Below are 20,860 nucleotides of genomic sequence, written 5' to 3'. Positions count from 1 at the left end.
CTTCTTCCATTGTCATTTAGCGTTGGTATCTTTGGTATTAGTTATCAGCTGGCGGTCGATGAACAGGTTGAAAACCTGGCCCCCAAGCTCCTGCCGCTCGCCTTGGAATTCATCAAACAAAGTTAATTTGTAAGTGCCGCCCTTGAGCTTCGTGTACAGATTTTTACTGAAGGACATCGAGAAGGTATTGCTATTTCCTTCTGTCAGATCCGTGCCAATTGTCAGCACTTTATCCTGTGATACGCCATAGGGATCAGTCATTCTAAGCACAAGCTTATGCTCCAAATCGCCACTGTCGATACTGTTGTCCCGGGTCAGATCATAAGTCATTACGATGTTGATAGTGTCGTTTAGTTCCAATAGTCTGCCTTCTGAGTTGATGACCGACAAATTATAGGGGAAGAATGTGATCTTCGTTAAATTACCCGCCGGTGCTGTGGTTTTAGGTGTGAGCAGTAGGGCACTTGCATTAATAAAGCCGGTAGCCTCTTGTCCGCTTTCACTTAACTTGTTTCCGGTCACCCCGGAACCTAATACCAGTGAGATGTCTTCGGCACTTGCCGTCTTCGGCAGCTTCGCCCAGAACGAAACCAACTGCATACCGCCAGGTGTTGCAGCATTGTCGGGTTGATTAGGTTTTGCATCAAAAAACTGCCCGTCCTTCGTTCTGTAATACGCCTGCAGACGCGTCATCTTGCTTTGTCTTTTCTCCTGACTGCTTATGAGCAGTTCCGTGTACACAATTTTGGAATTGATCCCCTCATAAACCGTCGTCCGGCTCTCCTGAACATTGGCATTTTTACCTTTGCCGCTGATTTTGTAGGTGCCGCCGCGGTCAATATTATCTATTGCATTCAGTGAATTACTCATGCTGAGATCCAGGAACGGCACCTTCTCGGTGTTCACCGTGCTGAATAAATTAATTCGTACATTTTCAAATTCCTCGGTATACGGAACTTTAGACATCACTACGATCTCGGCGGACTTGCCCGGAGCCAGCGTTGCGGCCTCTTTATCGATCAGAAGATCCGTGGTCGCCGCTAAATCATTAGTACCCAGCTTAATCGCTCCCGTAAGTTCGGGAAGAGTAAGGGTTACGGACTGGGTGTTGGTGATGTTCAGCTTGGCCATGACGATATCATCATCTTTCCAAGGATACCGTTGTAAAGACGTCAGGTTGTATGAGAAGGAGCCAAATTGATTCGTCCGATTATAGACCTCCCCCTTCTGTACATCAGCACGAAGCGCATAAGGAATGGTAAAGTAGGCTACCGGAAAAATCAGTTTGGGAGACGCCGCCGTTACCGTTCCAGGTGTACCAGCAGTTTCGCCAGTGGTTGGGCCAGTGGTTGGGCCGGCCGTTTCTGTGGCACTGACAGCTTCAATCATCTGCAGTTGCAGCCCGGCTTGCTCGACCTCAAGGGGTACCTGCACTGTAAGCGGAACAACCTTGGTTTCCAACGGTTTTAGCGTGAGCCCGCTGAGTGCCTTGGCGTTCACCGGGAAAGCTGTCCCTTTGATCGACTTCACGGCAAGCTCGTAGTTTGGCAGGGTCACCGCCTTGTTGCCGGCATTCTTCAGACGTAACTGAAAGGACCATACTCCATGGGCGTCTTCTGAATAAACCGAAGCATTCACCAGCTGCATTTCCACTGTATTGCTGTTAATACCGACTTTTTTGACAGCACCTGGATTCACAACAAAATTAGGAGTAGACGCAACTGGAAGCTTGAAAGACATTTTGGGAAGCTCAAGCTTCAGGGTCTCATCCTTTTGTGTAAACTGCAGCTTCATGTTGTTGGTATTCAGGGCTGCGGGAATTTCCGCCAAATAGTAAATGCTCTTTTTCTCCTGCGGCTGAATCTTGTAACCTGCCTGTGCGCTGTTCACCGTCAGCTCGAAAGAGGTGCCGCTTGCCGTTTGGAGATATGGAGTGTATCCGGCTTCATTCAGAACTTTACTGCCCTTATTGGTAATGCTCAGTCCTACCTTGGCGTACACTTTACCGCTAAACTTGTAGAGCTGCAGGGAATCCGCACTTGCTGTAACTGGAATGTCATTCATGGTGGTGCTCAGGATCTTGCCGCGTTCAGCGGCTGTGGAATAGCCCGCCGGAATCGCCAGAGAACCCGCATTCTTTAGATACCCCTTGGCTTTGGCGTCCCATACGTACATGGCAATCTTAATTCCCTGCAGCGAAGTCGTTTGACCGACATTCACATAGTAGGTCACGCGCAGGCTGTCCTTGGCTCCGACCTTTTTCTTAAGCGCATCAGCAGTTACTGGATTGGCGGGAATGGCTGAACCTCCCGGAGTGACTACACGCGGAAAATAATGCACCAGATTGGCACTAGAACTGCCGTTGTTAGAGAGCTTAAGCGTATAGGCCAGAATATTGCCACCGGTTTGCGGCCAAATATTAACATCCTCCAATGCGGCAGTGACTCCTTGGCCTAATTGAATCGGATTGATTTTGACGGTTGCTGTTGTTGCTGCTGCTGGTGTTGTGCCTGCTGCTTCCGAAGAAGGAGCAGCTATCCCTCCGGCCACTTGACCAAGAACGATGGTGCTTAAGAGCAGAGCAACGTATGTATTTTTATGCTTTCTCACTTTCTTTCCCCTCCCAAGTCTATTAACTAGAATTATTATAGTTGTTGGCTGGAAGGTAAATGTAACCAAGTTGTAACTCTATGATGCGAATTTGTAACCTTTTTGTGCCAATGTTTCAAAAAAACAGCGCAACATGCGCTGTTTTCAGAACGGTGACCGTTAATAAACCCTAATCGTCTGCGTCACTAAGAGCCGAAAGTACGGCGGTACTGGCTCGGAGGCATACCTTCTGCCAGTTTGAACACTTTAATGAAGTAGCTGGATTGATGAAACCCGGTCTGATCTGCAATCTGCGCAACAGACAAATCGGAAGAGACCAGCAGCAGCTTGGCCCTGGCCAGACGGCAGTCACTCAAATAACGGTTCGGTGTCTTCCCCATGATGGACCGGAAGAGCCGCAAAAAGTGATAGCTGCTGTAACCCGCAAGCCTAGACATGCTCTCCAGTGTCCAGGGACGCTGGCAATCCTTATGAATCATGTCGGCTGTACGCCTAATGGAATGTCGGATCTCCAGGGGCACCGATCCATGAAGCGGCTCGGAATTTTGCAACAGTGTAACCAGAATTTCATAAAGTAAAGCCGAGAAACGAGGTTCACTCCGGGTTTCATGGACTGCGCTAAGCTCGAACAGCTCATCAAAGATAGACTCCAGCCCGGCATCCGGATCGAATGTAAAGAAATAACCGCGCGACTGATCTGCTTCCTCCAGTAGCGGCAAGGAAATGGCTGTATTGAAGTGAACCCAGCGCACCTCCCAGGGTCTGCGGGGATCAGAGCCATATTGCTGATATGCCCCTCTAGGGAACAGAAAGCCGCTTCCCCTTCCCATGGGAATCCGTTCTCCCTCCTGAAAAACATAACCCGTCCCCTCAAATACCAGATGGAGATTGTAGCTGTTCAGTACTCCCTCGCTTCTCCGCTCCGCATGCTGCGGAAAATGATTGTAATGCCCGAGAAATTCCGGATAGCATACATAGTGGGCGTAAGCCGGGGCGGGCAAGACCCATTGCTTTTTCATTTCGTCCTCCCTCTATTCTATACTTGGAAAGCAAGCACGCAATATAGTCATATAATAGCAATATTATGTTATATCAGTTTTTATGTACCTGATAATACAATAGATTTATATAATGTTCAAAGCATATTTTTACACTTGGAGGAACCTATGAAGAAACCAGTTGCAGCAGATCGGTTCGAGCTGGGCGTATGCTATTACCCCGAGCATTGGCCGGAAGAGATGTGGGAAGATGATTACCGCCGGATGGTGGAAACAGGCTTCACGATTGTCCGTATGGGTGAATTCGCCTGGTCTATTTTTGAACCTGAAGAAGGTGTCTATCAGTTTGAACTGTTCGACCGCGCCATTGATCTGGCCTACCGCCATGGACTCAAGGTGGTGTTGGGTACACCGACGGCTACGCCTCCTGCCTGGCTTACCGAACGATACCCGGAAGTGCTTAATGTGACTTATGAAGGTGTTACTCTTCAGCATGGCATGCGCCGGCATTACAATTACAGCAGCCCCAAATACCGCGAGTTATGCGCCAGGATTGCCGCTCAGCTTGCTGCACATTATGGCAACCACCCCGGAGTAACCGGCTGGCAGATCGACAACGAGCTGAACTGCGAGATCAGTGAATTCTATTCCGAAAGTGACCACAAGTCTTTCCGGAAGTGGCTGCAAGATAAATACGGCTCCTTGGAGAAACTGAATGAGGCATGGGGTGCAGTCTTCTGGAATCAGAGCTACACTAACTGGTCTCAGGTCTTTTTACCGCGTCCTACCCCGGTCCCGAGACAGCCTAATCCGCATCAGGCGCTGGACGAGAAGCGGTTTATCTCTGATAATACGATTTCGTTTGCCAAGAATCAGGCCGACATTATCCGTGCTGCGGCGCCGGATCAATGGGTTACGACAAACGGGTTATTCGGCCATTTGGACAGTCATCAAATGAGTGATGAGCTGCTGGACTTTTTCAGCTATGATTCATACCCCCAGTTCTCCAGCATTCATACTGATCCTGCTGAACGAAATCCGCTGGGTGACCGGAGCTGGAGCCTGTCCCTCAGTGTTGTGCGTTCCATCAGTCCCAACTTCTGCATCATGGAACAGCAATCCGGACCAGGCGGCTGGGTGAACCGTATGGACATGCCCTCACCTAAACCGGGGCAGATGCGGCTTTGGACGTACCAGTCTATCGCCCATGGCGCAGATATGGTGCTGTATTTCCGCTGGAGAACGGCAACCATGGGCAATGAGATCTATTGGCATGGCCTCAATGATTACCATAACCAGCCCAACCGGAGAGTCCGGGAAGCGGCGCGGATCGGCGAGGAGCTGGCGGCATCCGGCCAAGAGATCATCGGGACACGCGCTGAGGCCACAGTAGCCATTCTGCGGGATTATGACAATGAATGGGACGGTGAATATGATGTCTGGCACGGCCCTTTCATGTGGCAGAGCAACAAGGAATGGTTCAAAGCGCTGCAGCGGCAGCACATTCCCAGTGACATTATCTACTTGGGCCGCACTACAACCGTAGAGGAACTGGCCCGTTATCAAGTGCTGGTCTACCCGCATCCGGCCATCATGACAGATGAAATAGCGGCATTGTTGGATGAATATGTGCAGCAAGGCGGGAAACTGATCTTCGGCTGCCGGACCGGCTACAAGGATAAGCGTGGACATTGCTATATGCGGCCTTTCCCCGGGGCGGCAAGACAGCTCTGCGGGGTAACAGTGGAAGAATTCACTGTAGTTAAAGGTACACGGCGTCCCACCTTTATCAGTTGGACTGAAGAACCGGAAGCACTGACGGGAGCCGACGCTTTTAACGATATCCTTCACGTGGAAGAAGACAGCGTGGAAGTCATGGCGACCTACGCTTCCGATTATTATAAAGGAAAACCGGCCGTTACCCGAAATCTCCGTGGTAAAGGCGAGGTGTGGTATTACGGAGCTGTATTCAATGAAGAAGCTGCGACAAGAATCATTGGTGCTCTAAATCTACGTTCACCGGCTGAACATTGGCTCGAGCTGCCAAGTGAGGTCGAGCTGCAAATCCGTCAAGGCGAATCCGCCAGCCTCACCTTCCTGCTGAACTACAGCGAAGAGCCTGCAGTGATCTCACTCAAAGAACAGAGAACAGATTTGCTGACAGGAGAAAGCATTTCGGGAACCTACAGTATGGAAGGATTCGGTGTGCTGGTGCTCAAATAATAGGATAAATACAATTTGAAAGTCCCGCTGCAGAACTATCTGCAGCGGGACTTTTTCGTGAAGTTAGTGCACAGATTACATTACTTGAAGCAGATGGATGATCTCCATCAGTCACTTCTTCGCTGACTTTCTTGTTTCACAATGCCTCATACAGAGCACCGGCAGGTTCATTTTCGGGTTTTTCAGGAACAATATCCTTGCAAACCACCGTTAATTATTAGATATTAATATAATCTGATTTCATTTCATCTTGATGATTCCATTGATAAAAAGGAGGAGCAACCATGAAGCTGGAGCCTGTACAGGCGTCAGAAACACTTGACGCGCAGGGCAAGGAGGACAGCTTCCTGCAGGGAGTTAAGGATTGTATCCCCACTTTGCTCGGGTATTTAAGTATCGGCTTTGCCGCCGGGGTTGTCGAGAAAACGGCCGGTCTTTCCATCGCTGAAATAGCTATGATTTCCATCATTCTCTATGCCGGCTCCGCCCAATTCATCGCGGCGGGAATGATAGCCGCAGGAAGCACGGGGGCCAGCATCATCATTACGATCCTGCTTGTGAATCTGCGCCACCTGCTGTTAAGTGCTGCGTTGTCCCCTTATTTCCGCCACCTCACACCCATGAGAAACCTGCTGATAGGCGCACTCTTAACCGACGAAACCTTTGGCGTCGCCATTCAGGAGAGTGCGAGAAAAAAACACATCAGCGAGAAATGGATGCATGGACTCAATATCACCGCCTACCTGAATTGGTTGTTCGCGAACCTCGCAGGTGCTGTTCTGGGACAATGGATCTCAAGCCCGGAGCAGTGGGGACTGGACTTCGCGCTTCCGGCTATGTTCATAGGACTACTGGTGCTGACCATACTGAGCAGGAACAAATATGCACTGGATCTTATAGTTGGAGCTATTGCCGTAGTGGTTACGGTCGGTGTCTCCATCCTGTGGTCGCCTAATTTCGGCGTGATCGCTGCAGCTCTAATTGCACCTACGATAGGGATGGTGATGCAAAAATGGAAATAAGACTGGATATCTTCTTGATTATCTTCGGAGCCGCATTGGTTACGTTCATTCCGCGGGTACTTCCGATGATGCTGCTAAGCCGGATCTCCATTCCCGAATGGGGGATGCGCTGGTTGAGTTATGTACCCATTGCGATTATGTCGGCGCTCGTCGCCCAGGAGCTGTTCATTGAGGAAGGCAAATTCACTTCACTGTCTTCCAATGTGGAACTGATCGCCGCCTTGCCCACCTTCTGGGTGGCCATAAAGACGCGCAGTTTGCTGGGAACCGTGCTTACCGGGGTTCTCTCACTCATGCTTCTGCGCTTGTTAATGTAACTCCCCCGTGATTGCTGTCATCAGGCAAGTTAGCTGTTTTCCCCCAGATTCCCCCTGTATAGCTGCCGATGTTCATGATCGCCTGCTGCGCTTCGGGCAGCAGTGCGGCCATGAATTGAAACACACTCCACATGTTCTCCCATACTTCCAGCGTAACCTCTACTCCATCAGCACGTGCACGATCGGCCAAACGTTCCGCATCACTGAGCAGCACTTCTTGATCGCCAACCTGAATATACAGATGGGGCAAACCGTGCAGATAGAGCCGTAATGGAGAGAGAATCGCAGGCTTCTCCCCGGAAGAACCGCCTAAGTAATCCTCCAGAATTCTCTGATTGCCCTCCCGGCTCCCCGTTGGATCTGAATCAGCCAGGCTATCATAAGAATATCCGTCCAAATGTACGAGATCACTATGCGGCGAGAGCAGAAACGCCCCTGCTGGCATCTTCTCCCCTGCATCCCGCACACTGATCATTGTCATCAAGGCCAGAGTGGCCCCTACCGAATCGCCGCCAAGGATAATGTCATCCGGCGAATATCCCTCCGCCAGCATCCAGCGGTATGCATTGAGGCAATCTTCATTTGCGGCCGGATAACGGTGCTCCGGGGCAAGCCTATATTCCACTGTAAGTACAGGAACACTGCAGGCTGAAGATAGTCTTGCCGCCAGATCACGATAGATCTCACAGTTCCCGGAGATAAACCCTCCCCCGTGAAAATATAGGATTGCTCGTTTTCTTCCTTCCGCTTCAATGCAATTAGCGATGACCCATTCACCAGTCAACTGCCGGGTCGTTACCGGCTTCACCTGTACATCACCCGGAAGCGCCGGCAATTGCTTGGCGGCTTCGGCCATTTCAGAACGAATTTGCTCTGCCGGCTTTCCCAAATTGCCGCCTGTTTGTTTTAAGAAACTTTTCATGGCTTGAAGCTGTTCGATCGGTGTCTGCATCCTGTTCATTCCTCCTACAAGGTTTTGTCTGGATTGTAAACCCTGTAGTATGGTACACAGTCAAGAGGCAATCTGTATTCCGGGTTCTTTATGGCTCCATCTTAAGAATATGCAAGGTTTCCTGCACCCCCGGATGTCTCTCGGCAGATTCGAGGTTGCTCTTCAGATCGCCTAACAGCGCCTTCGTCTTTTCCCGCTTTGATATTTCGAGGTCAATGCTGATGACTTTCTGCTCAATAACTGCGATAAAATCAGCGATCCCGATACTTCCGTCTGCCGACCTCACCAGTGCCTTCTTGATCTCCCTCAGCGTAAACCCGCAAGACTTGGCATTCTGGATAAAGACGATTCGATTCAATGTCTCATGCGTATATTGCCGGTAACCGGATGCCGTCCGCTGTGGTGCCGGAAGCAGCCCGTGCTTCTCATAATATCTAAGTGTTTCAATATTCACGTTTGCCTCTTTTGCCAGCTCCCCGCGCAAATACCGGGCCATCCTCTCCACTCCTCTTCGTATCCAACTATATAGATTGAACTTATAATTCTTCTATTTTGGGATTGGCCGTGACTACAGAGAATGTTTGGAATCTATCTATGAGAATTATTTCAGCCGGTCCTTCAAAGCTGAGACTTCTGCTGCCTGCGGCTCCTCCTCTCCGTATCTCGCCTGATTGTAAAGCCTAAGCAAACCTTCAGGAACTGCCGGGGTATTGCTGTCTCCATTATGGCGGCGGTTCTTCCCGCCAGTCCATTCCTCCACATCCGCTCCCGTCTCTTGTGGAGTAAGAAATCCTTTCACTTCATATCCTTCGTTCCGATTGCTGTTAAGCCAATGGCGATACATCCAGCGTACCCGCTCACGGCCTCCATTCATTCCTTCCCAGCGGTCACTGTGTCTGCGCAGCTTCAACCGGCTGCTCCAGTAATCCCGAATGCCTTGCACAGTCTTTCCCCAGGCGAAGATGCTCTCTTCTTCATCCTGAAAGGCATTATGCTCCTGCGGCGTTTCTCTCCGCAGCATGGACAGCAGGGCATCCAGTGCTCTGCGCAGCACTCCGCCTGTATTTCTGTAAAGCCAACGCAAGACATAATAAAGCAAAACAAGAATTGCCGCCGCTCCAATGGCATAAAACAAGACTTCGAAGATCATTGCCAGCAAACCCGGTTCATGAGTCTCGGCCGGAGGCAGCTCTAGTGGCTGCGCCGGAGGAGCAGCTTCAGGCTGAATCGGTTCCTCTGTTCCGTTAAACAACGCGATGATCCAGTTCATAAACATCCGGACTGTATTCCATAGAAGCATGCCTACAGCTTTGCCCCCGCCTGCCGCAAGCAAGCCGGCCACGACAATAAACAGCAGGACAAACATCCGGTTATGTCGTCTTATCCCTGCAGGCAGGCGCGCGGATTCACCGGCAAAAGAGCTGTAGCGAAGAAAGCTGGTATTCGTATCCAACAGTACTAATACCAGACACAGACTTCCACACCAGGTTAACAAGGACAGGTTGGACTCAAGTACAGGAATCCGGGTATTGATGATTGTAGCTGTAAAATAAACGGCAATTCCGGCAATGTACATTCCATTCCGGTTATTCCGGGAAGCGGCAGTCATCCCCAGATAAGCAAACAACACGCTGCAAGCGATAAAAGGAAGTGCAAAAATGGACAACTCACCGAATAAAAATCCTGACGCCACCCCCAGTAGCAGAGCGGAAAGCAGCTGCTTCCACTTCCGGTTGCATAAATGCCGCAACAGCACCCCGGCCAGCGCCAGGAGAGGCAGAATGTACATCCATGGCAGGATAGCCTGCCCGGACTGCTGGTAGCTTTGAAGCAGAACCCATACCGGAAGAAATAGAAGCCATTCTATGAGACAGGCCAACCATAAAGTCAATGACGCTTTCATTCGGGGACCTCTAGCAGTGTTCATGCAGACTCTCTCCCCTCATCCGGAATGTCGAGCCATTCCACACCATTTCCCAGCAGTCTTAACTGCTCAGCTGCCAGCTCAAGCTCTGGGCCTCGGTGACAGGTAATAATCAGATAATCATTATCTTTATGCCCTTCTTCAGCCACTAACTCCAGTAGTCTTGACATGGGCAGCGTCCTGTCCAGGTTCAGCCTGGCCAAGAGCCCCAGAACATCCTCCAGTTGGCCCATCGGGTCTGCAGTCACCGGCTCCCGCTCACCTCCACCGTCCATTCTCCCGTTACTAAGCAGCCCGGTGTCGATCCCGTGCCCTACTGCATACTCTGCTATCGTCGCTGCATAACGTATTCCCAGCTCAATCCGTTCCTTATCTGTAACGGTTCTCCACATGGAGTCACTGATCTCAACATTCAGACAGAGGAACAGCCGCGAATCGGCGGTGTAATCTTTTTGATGCACCTGCATATGCCCGGTTCTGGCCGTTGCCTTCCAGTTAATAGACGCAAGCGAATCCCCTGGACTGTACTCTCGGGTTCCGGCCGTCAGAAAAGGATCTTCAATAATCCATCTTTTGACCGGCAGTTCTCCCAGCCAGCTGTGTATCGGCAGCGGTAGCTCATAAAGGTCTATAATCTCCGGATAAACCAGCAGTTCCAATTGTAAGGAGAACGCCTTGCTGTTCCGGCTCATGCCAAAGAGGTCTCCAGTGGTCATCGTGACGCTTTCCAGCTTGAACAAGCCTCTTTGCTGACAACGGACCTGATGGCGACGTTTGATATGCCGGTAAGACCTCAGAAAAAACATACTTACGTGGTTCTGATAAATCTCCCCGCTGCTGACACCTAGATTCTCCTGGCTGCCGAACTCCAGACCCCGGGCTATGCTGGACTCCAGCCGCAGCCAGGGCAATGGGAGCAGCTTATTGTTCGCTATCTCCTCAACCATCTCCACATGCTCTCCTTCATAGGCGGTTTTGGCCGAGAAATAGCGGGTGTAGCTGACTTTCTTCAGCGCATGTCGCTGATAGACAGCAGAAATCAACAGCAGCAGCAGGAGCGTGCTGAGGATGAACCAGGGCAGTGCCATCTCTTACTCCACCCTTCCGCCGCTTGTAGCCGGGATCGGCTCTGCCGGAACCTCCACTTCGCGCAGCTTCTGGAGTACCAGCTCTACGGCTTGCCCCTCCCGGGATCCCGGGCCGCGCTGCAGCACCAGCCGGTGGGCAAGGACGGGAACTGCCACTGCCTTGATATCATCCGGAATCACATAATTCCTGCTTTGAATCAATGCATACGCCTGGGAAGCACGCAGCAAGGCGAAGCCTGCCCGCGGACTGGCTCCCAGCTTGATCCCCGGTGCAGTGCGGGTTGCTTCGACGATCCTAATCATATAAGCCAGCAAATCGTCGCTGACATTCACTGCAGCCGTAAGCTGCTGAATCTCTTGAATCTGCCGGGCGGTTGCTACCGCAGTCGTCTGATCAAGCGGATTGTTCTGGCGGAACCGCTGTAGAATATCAACCCCTTGCTCAAAGGTTGGATAGCCGGTCATTATCCGCATCAGAAATCGGTCAAGCTGCGCTTCAGGCAGCGGGAAAGTTCCCTGACTGTCAACCGGATTCTGTGTTGCAATGACGAGGAACGGCGCTTCCAGCTCATGGGTCACACCATCGATCGTAATCTGCCGCTCCTCCATGCATTCCAGCAGGCTGGACTGGGTCCGCGGCGTGGCCCGGTTGATCTCATCGGCCAAGAGAATGCTGGCGAATACCGGGCCCGGACGGAATTGAAACTCACCGGTCTTCTGATTATAGTAATTAATTCCGCTTAAGTCAGAGGGCAATAAGTCCGGAGTGAACTGAATCCGCTTGAACGTGCAGTCCAGCGAGCGGGCCAGTGTTTTGGCGAGCAGTGTTTTACCTGTGCCGGGAACATCCTCCAGCAGCACATGTCCATTGGCGAGCAGGGCTGTCAGCAGAAGGTTCACACCTTCCTCTTTGCCGACAATAACTTTAGCCAGATTGACTCTTATCGATTCTATTAATTGAGTTGCTTCTTGAAGATTCATAAATCAGGCACCATCCCATCGCTTTAGTGGTATGTATTAATTCCTAATCATACCAGAAAGCGCCTCCAATTTATAATAGATAAGTCTCCTGCGGCTATTTGGACGCCGTACTTATCTTGGAGCGGATGAAAGCAATAATGAAGTAATACACGGGGATGCACTCCACAATCAGCCAAATAATCACAGTGCCAAAGGCATTGTAATTCTTATTGTATTGAGTGAGATTGAGCGAATACAGATAGGCAATTGTGATCGAACCGATCGTCAGGAAAGGGATCATCACTTTTTTTGCTTTCTGTTTGGTCAAGTACAAAGCACATTTGTGCGCTACATATATCAAAAAAGCGCTGTGTATAAACATTGAAGCAGACCATAATCCGATGAGAATCGGGTCCGAATTACCCAGTAGATCATCATGTGAGGAACTCTGGATCAATTGCAAATAAGGAAACTGCAGTTCCTTGCCGAAATGTGGACCAAAATTCAAGATGGTTATCAGCCATGCAGCCAGTACGGTCAGCATTACGCTAATCCCCGCAACAATCAGCCGTTTCTGCATTTTGTTGTCGATTTTGAGATCCGGGGCAACGAACAAAAACACCGTCCATCCCCCAAACCAGGACATTGTCGTGATTGAATCCTTGAAAGCAATCCCGGGATCATGGTAATGGAGCAGGGCAGGGAGCATTGAGTAGTCGGCATTTGGGATAAATATATAATAACTGAGCGCAGTGGAGAAGAGAAAAATCAGAAATAACCCGTCAGTCATATAGACTATCGTCGAAAAGCCCAGGTGAGCCGTATACATAATCACCAGCCCAATAACAATCTGAATAAACAGCGGTGGCGTCTCGCGCAAATAATTAGCACCAAAAAACAATACAAAATTCTCAATATCAAAGGAGACAAAATAAACACACCAGATCAGTAGAAGAAAAACCATTCCCCCATGCAGCCACTTCCCCATAATCTCCTTGCCAAAATCGACCCACGCCTCTCCAGGCTTTATCTTGCCCACCTGAATAGTAAAAAAAAGCGGAATCATCCCCAGTGCACAGCCTGCAATGATCGCTATCCAGCCCTGATAGCCTGAAGTTGTGAGTAAACCGGGTATCAGAAACATAGAGCTTTGTGAAGCGAGGTAGACAACGGTGAAACGGAACATCTGCCATTTGGATGTAGTCATAACGTCTCCTTGAGTATTCATTTATCTCTCCGAACCAAAATCCTCTATGGTGAAGTCAGCCGTTACTTTAATCTCGGCATGATGGGCGTAATAATCAGTCCAGCGTTCGCGGAGCTTACTCCACGCCTTAGGATAATTCCATTCCACCAGCATTCCAAGCTGCAGAACGTCAACCTGCGCGTCTTGCACAGTCCGGAGCGAGTCCGAAATTTCTTTTACAACCTGCTCCTGAAGCCTTCTCTTTAATAAAGGACTAAGTTTGCTGGCACTGCGGCCCTCTGAATCTTTAAAAAAGGTAATACTTGCGCCCCCTTTCACCTTTATATGAAAGACAGGACCTTTGCTTGTCATTTTCACAGAGCTTGAGGCGGAGTTTCTTTGGAATATAGCGCTGGCAGTGCCTTTACCTTCTTCATCCCAGGTTATCGTATATTCAGGCAGCTTCAATCTTCCGGCCAGATGTCCCGCCCCCCATGCCAAAGCCCTGCTCTGCTTTACATCCAGAATGCCCTTCATCTTAGCATCATGGAACAGCATAACCCCTTGTACACCTGCCCAATACTCCGTTTTTCCTTGCTCGCTCGTTTCGTCTTTCTTACCGAATGAAAGATAGTTCATCGCATACCCCATATTTGAAACTTCCGCTAATATACAATCCATAACGCTTGTATTGAACATGATATTCTCATTTGCGATATTCATCAGCACTTGGTCGGGAAGCTGTTCGAACACAGGAGATAACTTAAAAATATCTTTGGCCTTCCCGGGAGCAGCCATGATATATGTGCCGAGGGGAAATTCTGGTTTTCTTTCGAACCATTCCAGCACCTCCCCGATTCCCTGCCGGGCATATTCGTTTCCCAACACGACAATTTTGATGTGAGAGAGCTCAATACGGCGTGAAAGATCCTTTTGAATCATGATGTTCGCATCCTGGAGGGTACGCGCTGTCTTTGAAACCAAAGTGTAGGCTTTGCCGTCTCCGGTTCCGCTCCCTGTTTGCGTACCTGACATCAGCCTATTGGGTAGAGGTGAGCTGATGGATACCTCAACCGTTCCGGGTTCCTTGCCAACATCAATGTATAATCCATAAACAAAAGTCAATTCATCCAGCTCCACCTTGGACCAGCAGCCGGTCAGATTCAGCAGCATTAGGATAATGACTGCCTGCTTTAAAAGTTTCATTGCCGCTTCTGTCTCCTTTGATTCTTCCGGTCTGTAAAGGATGTGCTGCGCTTATTCATGAACGGGGACGGAACACGAAACAGCGTATCCTTCAAATCCTGTAATACAAGCGGAGCGATCGGCTGCAAATAAGGAGTTCCAAAGGATTTAAGATTGGCCAAATGGCCGTAAATCATAAAAGTAGCCACAAATACGCCCAATAACCCCATCGTTCCACCCAGGATGAGGAGCACAAAACGCAGTAATCTGAAGGTCAAACCCAGCTCCAAATGGGGAATGATATAGGAAGCAATCCCGGTAATGGAAACGACAATAACCATCGGCGCAGAAACAATTCCTGCCTGAACCGCAGCCTGCCCGATTACGATACCGCCAATGATGGATACCGTCTGCCCTACCGGCTTAGGAATCCGGGTTCCCGCTTCTCTAAGTGCTTCAAAGGTCAGCTCCATTATCAGCGCTTCGGTCAGGGCAGAGAAAGGGATGTTTTCTCTTGCCGCAGCAATGGTAATCAACAGATCAGAAGGAATGATCTGCGAATGAAAGGTTGTAATCGCAACATACAACGCAGGCAGCAGCATGGATATAATAGAAAAAAAGAAGCGGACCAGCCGGATCCAGCTGCCGGCATAAAAGCTTTGGTAATAATCCTCGGAGGATTGCAGCAGCGAGAACAAAGTTACCGGTGTCAGCAGAGCGGATGGAGTCCCATCCTGCAGCAGTCCCACCCGCCCTTCCATTAATGAGGCTGCCACTGAGTCAGGGCGTTCTGTATACTGGAACACAGGAAAAGGCGAGAAATTCCCCTGCTTCATATGCTCTGCCAAATAACTGATGCCAAGCACACCGTCGATCGACATTTTGCGTAATGTATCTTCAATTGAAGCCAGAAGCTCCGGCTTGTACAGGCCTTCGATATATACCACATACACATCGGTTTTTGTATATTTGCCGATAGAGAAATGTTTGGTCTTTAGATCGGCATGTTTAATTTTATGGCGCAGCAGCGATAAATTGGTATCAATATCTTCGATGAAGGCCTCCTGGGGGCCGATGACAACCAGCTCGTTCTGTGATTCCGATACTGAACGTTTCTGATAGTGGGCGATCTCGAAATAATATAAATAGGGCAGCCCTTCGATACAAAGCACCGGATTGCCGCTGACTATCAGCTCTACCGCCCGATCGGGGTCAAATACCTTGATATAAGGAATGGCAAAAGCAGATCCCCGGTCGAGCCGTTCCAGAAAACGCGGCCAATCCGGCTCGGAATTCGCTTCGGATTTGAGCGGAGATGACACAAACTCCTGCAGACTGAGTGTATCTACAATGGAAGGAATGTAGACCAGCATGCAGGCATGACCATATACGATAATAGACTGGTATACGGCATCGCTGCATCCCGTAAGCTGCTCTTTTATATTATCCAGTATGCTGGCTGTCATCTCGCTTCACCTCCACTGATCTATAGGGAATCTTACTTAGTTTTCCAATAGTCGATGAAGTTATGCATCTATTTCCCTCTCCGCCCGCAGCACAAAGAGCCTGCTCACCAGCAGGCTCTTAGGGTTAATGCATCATGGGTAAAGATTCAGTTCAATCCGCCGATTACAGGATGCGGGATATACGGTTCTTCCAGTCTGCGGACTTCTTCCGGGGTCAGACGAAGGGACACCGCTGCTGCTGCATCTTCCAGATGCGCCATCTTGGTCGCTCCGACAATCGGAGCGGCCACAGGTTTCTTCTGAAGCACCCAAGCCAAGGCCACTTGAGCACGCGGGACAGCCCGTTCCTCGGCGATTTCCTTCACCCTAAGTGCGACAATCCGGTCCGCCTCTTCCATTTGTGAATAAAGCTGCTTGGCGAATTCATCGCGCTCGGAACGGGTGCTCGCTTCTTCCCAGTCCCTTGTAAGGCGGCCGCGGGCCAATGGACTCCAGGGAATCACGCCGATGCCCTCCGCTTCACAAAGCGGCAGCATTTCCCGTTCCTCCTCACGGTACAGCAAATTCACATAATTCTGCATGCTGACAAAACGGGTCCAGCCATGCTGCTCTGCAACATGCAGCGCCTTGAGAAACTGCCAGGCATACATGGAGGAAGCTCCGATATAACGGGCTTTCCCCGCCTTCACAACATCATGCAGGGCCTCCATCGTCTCTTCGATAGGCGTCTGGTTATCCCAGCGGTGGATTTGATACAAGTCCACATAATCCGTTCCCAGCCGCTTAAGACTGTGGTCAATTTCACTCAGTATCGCTTTGCGTGACAATCCGCCGCCATTGGGCCCCGGGCGCATTCTGCCATGCACCTTGGTGGCAATGACCACTTCATCGCGGGAGGCAAAATCCTTCAGCGCCCGCCCAAGTATCTCCTCACTGGTTCCGTCCGAATATACATTGGCTGTATCAAAGAAATTAATGCCCAGCTCCAGCGCCTTTTGGATAAACGGACGACTCTCCTGCTCATTCAGTGTCCAGGCATGCGACCCGCGTTCAGGAATGCCATAACTCATGCAGCCGAGGCAAATCCGCGAGACGTCCAGACCGGTAGATCCCAGTTTCACATATTCCAAGATCAACAACTTCCTCTCTATACCAAATGTAATAATAGCCATTCCACTATAGTATAGCGCCGTTAATCGAGAAATAAAAACGCTCTCCCACCCAGTCCGGTTAATACATTGTCTGTAACCAGTTGGATTTCGTCCAGTTCAGTTTACCCGCTCCCGAGCCATTGGAAGCCGTTAGTCTGGCAGCTAGCGTGGAGGGGTCATCCACCGGATAGCTGTAAGGCAAAGCCGAAATTCCAGACCAGGAGAACGGAATAATAGTTGCCGGTACCGGGGCAAGCGGACTTCCGGAGGTGTCACTGTTCCCTCTGAAAGACACGCCATTTAAAGAGTACATCGTGTCGAGCGCCTTGATTTTACCGCTGTAGCTGGAATCTGCGGGATCTGTCTGATTATTGCGCAGCGGATACAAGATATCAACGAAGTTGGATTTCTCTACCAATACCGCCCCGCCTTCCGTAGAAATGGACCCGTTGCTGGTTACTCCAAAGTGGTAGCCCTTGCCGGCAATCGCCGTTTCCATCACTGTTGTGATTCTTGACTTCGCTGCCCAAACAGCGGAATTATCCGCCAGAATGTTATAGACATGGGCGTTGCCTCCCCGCAGACGCGGCAAGCGGTCCTGAATGTCGAGATAATAATTATGGTGCAGGGTAATGCTTAAATTGGAATTTCCCGAATCAAAAGATGTGGCACCCACCAAATGTCCTTTTTTCTGAGAGCTTGCAACTGCAATGATATCTGCCTTGCTTAAACCGATGGCGCTGCTGCGCAGATAGGCATACATCGGATAAGCAGAGCTGTTGGCCTCCAGCGCGTTGATCTGCCGGGTCACCCAGCTGTTTGGACTCCGGTCATCGCCCTTGAAGGTTGACCAGGAGAGGGTCACCCCGGAAGTGCCCTTCTTCGAATCGACCAGTCCGTCATAGGACTTGTTAAAGGTACAGTGGTCAATCCATACGTTGGTGTCCTCTTCAAGCGTGATATAATCCCAGTCGTTTTTGTCGAAATCCCCCTTGCTGGCCTCATCCCATTCCCATAATTCGTCGAATTCGAGATTGCGGATGATCAGGTTGGAGCTGCGTTTAATTGCAAATGACGCATGCTTAATCTTAGCCCCGTTAGCCGAGAAGATCGTCAGACCGTCAAAGCCGTCAAGAGTAACTTTACTTACTCCTGTCTGCAGCAGTACCGGGTGAGTCAGCGGAGAATTATGGGCCGCAAACGGTGAGGTTTGAGCGGCGGAAGGGATCTCGTTCCAGCCTAGATTCAGGTCATTCATAATCTCAATGACCTTTACACCGGACCCTTTCTTGAGTGCAGCTGCCAGATCAGTCGCAGTGTACACCTTTTTGTAAAGGGTGGTATTCGATTCATTCACAATGCCTCCGCCGGAGTTGCCTGCGGAGAAGCCAGTCAAATTGTATGCACTGAGCGCGTCTGATGGTGTTGGGGCGGACTGCACGCTGTAATTGGTCCATCCGCTGTTACCGGCAGAGGTGCGCCCTTCCGAGGAGCTGGATTGATAGTAGACGGAGGAACTTCCATCCTGAACGACAGACCAGGTTTCAGTTGTGCTGGTCCAGTTGTTAGCGCCTTCATTTTCAAAATCATAGCTGACTAAAGAAGCTGCGCTGGCCGGGACAATAAATATCAGTGCAAGAATTACAGCGAATCCCATTCCGCTCAGCAGCCTTAATCTCATTCGTTTGGAAGCCATTTTTCTCCTCCTCAAAGTTTGTATAACATGCATCTCCTTAGTTATAACGATTACTGGAGCGTAGCTCCGATATTCGTGCCGCTTGGTGTGCCCGAGCCAATGAGATCACTGCCGCTGGCCAGTTTCAGGAAGTTGCCGAGTGTGAAGGAACCATCCGCATTTCTGACGACTGAAGGGGTCAAGCTGGCGAAGTCGGCACTGCTCGCGACCAGTCCCTTGGCATTCGTGCTGGCATTGCTCTTCCACCAGACATTGGTGCTGAGAACATCTGTACCACTGGTTTTGTCACTGGAGCCGCCGGCAAAGCTCAAATTATTGGTAAACTGGTGTGTCCCTGTGTCAAAAGCAAAATTGCTTTGGCCGTTGCTCCACGAGGTATTGCCTGTCAGCTGAATGGAGCCCGGATTGCTATTGTAGGTGAAGCCATGTTTTTTATTCTGGAAGGCGATGCTGTTCTGTACAATATGATTCACAGAAATTTTCTCCCCGCCCAGCTTGAAGCCGTTGCCGTCACTGTTTGCCGTGCTGCTTCCATCCGAGGTTTGGCCATTTTTGTAGGCGATGCTGTTCTTGATCGTAACCACACCAATCGGGCCTGTTTCCGATTTGGTATATAAATCCCAGCCGTCATCTGTATTCCATGCAGCAATACACTTGTCAAAGACGTTGCCCGGTCCAATCGTCAGCTTGGCGGCAAAACCATCAGCATCCTCCCCATTGTCCGGATCGAAATTGTCGTGGGAGTATACGCCAATGATCTGGTTATAGCTGGGCCAGTCGCTCATATTGGAGAGTGAGGAGGAATAGCGGCTGATCTGCAGCCCTGAATCCCGGTTATGGTGCGTTTCTACATTCTCAATGATATTATAATTGCCGCCAATGAAGATCCCGTTATCTCCTGCACCTTTGATCTCAAGCCCCTTTACCTTCCAGTAATGGCCATAAATCTGCAGTCCGCGTTCAGTAGACCCAAAGGATTCGGCGAAGAAATCAAGCACCGGTTTTTCGTTTCCGTAAGCCACAATATTTTTGCGCAAACTGGTGCTTCCACTGTTCTCCCGTTCAATTGTTACTGGAGCGGAAAAAGTATAGGTTCCCCCGCGCAGATAAATAGTCTCTCCCGGGGCTACTCTAGTAATAGCTGAATCCAGGGTCGTAGGACTGCCGATGGTTCCGGCATTTCCGGCCGCTCCATTCGGCGAGACATACAGTGAACCCGTTGCCGGAGGGGGTGTCGTTGTCGGTGCCACGGTTGGTGTTGGTGTTGGTGTAACTGTTGCTGTTGCTGTGGGTACAGCTGTCGGAGTAGCCGATGGTGCTGGAGTAGAACTGGCTGTAGCCGTCGGTGCCACGGTTGCAGTTGCGGTTGGTGAAGGAGTTGGAGTCGTAGAATCCGTAGTAGAAACAACTACATTGTCGAACTTGGCTGCTGTCTTATAAGCGACCAATCCGATACCGCCGGAAGTCAAATTGTTATCGTGTGCATTCAATTGCAAGACATTATTCACATAAAAGTTGATCGTGCTTCCGCTTAGCTCTAGCTTAACCGTGTACACTGTACCGGCAGTGACAGGGAAGTCTGTTTTAGTGGCAAGTGTAGTGCTGGAGCCGCCGACCTTCTTCCGGATTTCCAGCGTACCCCCATTGCTGTTGGAGAGCGAAGCCGCATAATAATTATTGCCATCTGTATAACGGCCGCAGAGATAAGTGCGGTTTGTGCCGTTAAAGTTGTCAATTTTCACATCTGCCTGCACGCTGTAGTCAGTCCAGCTACTGTTGCCCGCCGAGGAGCGCCCTTCCGTATTACCCGATTGATAATAGACATGAGAGCTACCGTCCTGCAGCACTGTCCATGAGCCTGACGTGTGGGTCCAGCTGCCGGCATTGCCGGATTCAAAATCATCACTGAAGATGCTTGCCGCTTGAACGGATGGAATACTTCCACCCACCCCTGAGAGAGCCAGCATAGCCGAAAGCGCAATCATTGCAGAGAATGCAAATCGTTTTTTTATTTTCACGTTAACATTTACCTCCAATAGGTTATATTCTTTCAGTACCTGTTGCGGTATTTACGAATTCATC

16 protein-coding genes are annotated in these 20,860 nt (G+C 50.1%); 3 read left to right on the top strand and 13 right to left on the bottom strand.

Translation table 11 applies throughout. The features are described from left to right. Positions 1-12 precede the first annotated feature (12 nt). Together H70357_RS16140 and H70357_RS16135 are read right to left on the bottom strand one after the other, a co-directional pair. Complete coding sequence (locus H70357_RS16140) at positions 13-2,610, bottom strand: hypothetical protein (protein WP_052092062.1); 2,598 nt, start codon at positions 2,608-2,610, stop codon at positions 13-15. Positions 2,611-2,795: 185 nt separating this feature from the next. Beyond that, positions 2,796-3,629 (bottom strand): helix-turn-helix transcriptional regulator, encoded by an 834-nt coding sequence (locus H70357_RS16135; protein ID WP_038591434.1) that lies wholly within the window; start codon positions 3,627-3,629, stop codon positions 2,796-2,798. 147 nt (positions 3,630-3,776) lie between these two features. Between H70357_RS16135 and H70357_RS16130 the strand changes: the two genes are divergently transcribed. The 3 genes from H70357_RS16130 (at position 3,777) to H70357_RS16120 (ending at position 7,170) form a co-directional block, all read left to right on the top strand. Beyond that, on the top strand, positions 3,777-5,831 hold the full coding sequence (locus tag H70357_RS16130; protein ID WP_038591431.1) for a beta-galactosidase: 2,055 nt from the start codon (positions 3,777-3,779) through the stop codon (positions 5,829-5,831). Positions 5,832-6,115: 284 nt separating this feature from the next. Next, positions 6,116-6,853: an AzlC family ABC transporter permease gene (locus tag H70357_RS16125; protein ID WP_038591428.1), complete on the top strand. Its 738-nt coding sequence runs from the start codon at positions 6,116-6,118 to the stop codon at positions 6,851-6,853. After that, on the top strand, positions 6,844-7,170 hold the full coding sequence (locus tag H70357_RS16120) for an AzlD domain-containing protein (protein WP_038591425.1): 327 nt from the start codon (positions 6,844-6,846) through the stop codon (positions 7,168-7,170). The genes H70357_RS16125 and H70357_RS16120 overlap by 10 nt, the downstream gene beginning before the upstream one ends. Here H70357_RS16120 and H70357_RS16115 read toward each other — a convergent pair. The 11 genes from H70357_RS16115 to H70357_RS35320 all read right to left on the bottom strand — a co-directional run bounded on the left by H70357_RS16115 (position 7,145) and on the right by H70357_RS35320 (position 20,130). Next, positions 7,145-8,122: an alpha/beta hydrolase gene (locus H70357_RS16115; protein WP_052092061.1), complete on the bottom strand. Its 978-nt coding sequence runs from the start codon at positions 8,120-8,122 to the stop codon at positions 7,145-7,147. The two genes, H70357_RS16120 and H70357_RS16115, sit on opposite strands and share 26 nt — an antisense overlap. 88 nt (positions 8,123-8,210) lie before the next feature. Next, positions 8,211-8,618 (bottom strand): MerR family transcriptional regulator, encoded by a 408-nt coding sequence (locus H70357_RS16110; RefSeq protein WP_052092060.1) that lies wholly within the window; start codon positions 8,616-8,618, stop codon positions 8,211-8,213. A 105-nt stretch (positions 8,619-8,723) separates the two neighbouring features. Continuing rightward, positions 8,724-10,025 carry a hypothetical protein gene (locus tag H70357_RS16105; RefSeq protein ID WP_038591422.1) on the bottom strand — a complete coding sequence of 434 codons (1,302 nt, stop codon included), beginning with the start codon at positions 10,023-10,025 and terminating at the stop codon, positions 8,724-8,726. 20 nt (positions 10,026-10,045) lie between these two features. Then, a complete protein-coding gene (locus H70357_RS16100; RefSeq protein ID WP_038591419.1) occupies positions 10,046-11,134 on the bottom strand; it encodes a DUF58 domain-containing protein in 1,089 nt (362 codons plus the stop codon). A 3-nt stretch (positions 11,135-11,137) separates the two neighbouring features. Then, entirely contained in the window at positions 11,138-12,115 is a 978-nt protein-coding gene (locus H70357_RS16095) for an AAA family ATPase (protein ID WP_038591416.1), read from the bottom strand. A gap of 94 nt (positions 12,116-12,209) precedes the next feature. Further along, a complete protein-coding gene (locus tag H70357_RS16090; protein ID WP_038591413.1) occupies positions 12,210-13,301 on the bottom strand; it encodes a GerAB/ArcD/ProY family transporter in 1,092 nt (363 codons plus the stop codon). A 21-nt stretch (positions 13,302-13,322) separates the two neighbouring features. After that, on the bottom strand, positions 13,323-14,486 hold the full coding sequence (locus H70357_RS16085; RefSeq protein WP_038591410.1) for a Ger(x)C family spore germination protein: 1,164 nt from the start codon (positions 14,484-14,486) through the stop codon (positions 13,323-13,325). Beyond that, positions 14,483-15,931: a spore germination protein gene (locus H70357_RS16080; protein WP_038591408.1), complete on the bottom strand. Its 1,449-nt coding sequence runs from the start codon at positions 15,929-15,931 to the stop codon at positions 14,483-14,485. The genes H70357_RS16085 and H70357_RS16080 overlap by 4 nt, the downstream gene beginning before the upstream one ends. 146 nt (positions 15,932-16,077) lie before the next feature. Beyond that, entirely contained in the window at positions 16,078-17,061 is a 984-nt protein-coding gene (locus tag H70357_RS16075; protein ID WP_038591405.1) for an aldo/keto reductase, read from the bottom strand. A 100-nt stretch (positions 17,062-17,161) separates the two neighbouring features. Then, the gene (locus tag H70357_RS16070) at positions 17,162-18,778 is read right to left on the bottom strand and encodes a pectate lyase family protein (RefSeq protein ID WP_442950464.1); all 1,617 of its coding nucleotides are present in this window, start codon (positions 18,776-18,778) and stop codon (positions 17,162-17,164) included. Between the two features lie 50 nt (positions 18,779-18,828). Continuing rightward, positions 18,829-20,130, bottom strand: a complete 1,302-nt coding sequence (locus tag H70357_RS35320; protein WP_379148628.1) for a right-handed parallel beta-helix repeat-containing protein — start codon at positions 20,128-20,130, stop codon at positions 18,829-18,831. Positions 20,131-20,860: the final 730 nt, after the last annotated feature.

It is taken from the genome of Paenibacillus sp. FSL H7-0357, assembly GCF_000758525.1.
Classification (GTDB): Bacteria; Bacillota; Bacilli; order Paenibacillales; family Paenibacillaceae; genus Paenibacillus_AQ.
This window is presented reverse-complemented; position numbering and strand designations above follow the sequence as displayed.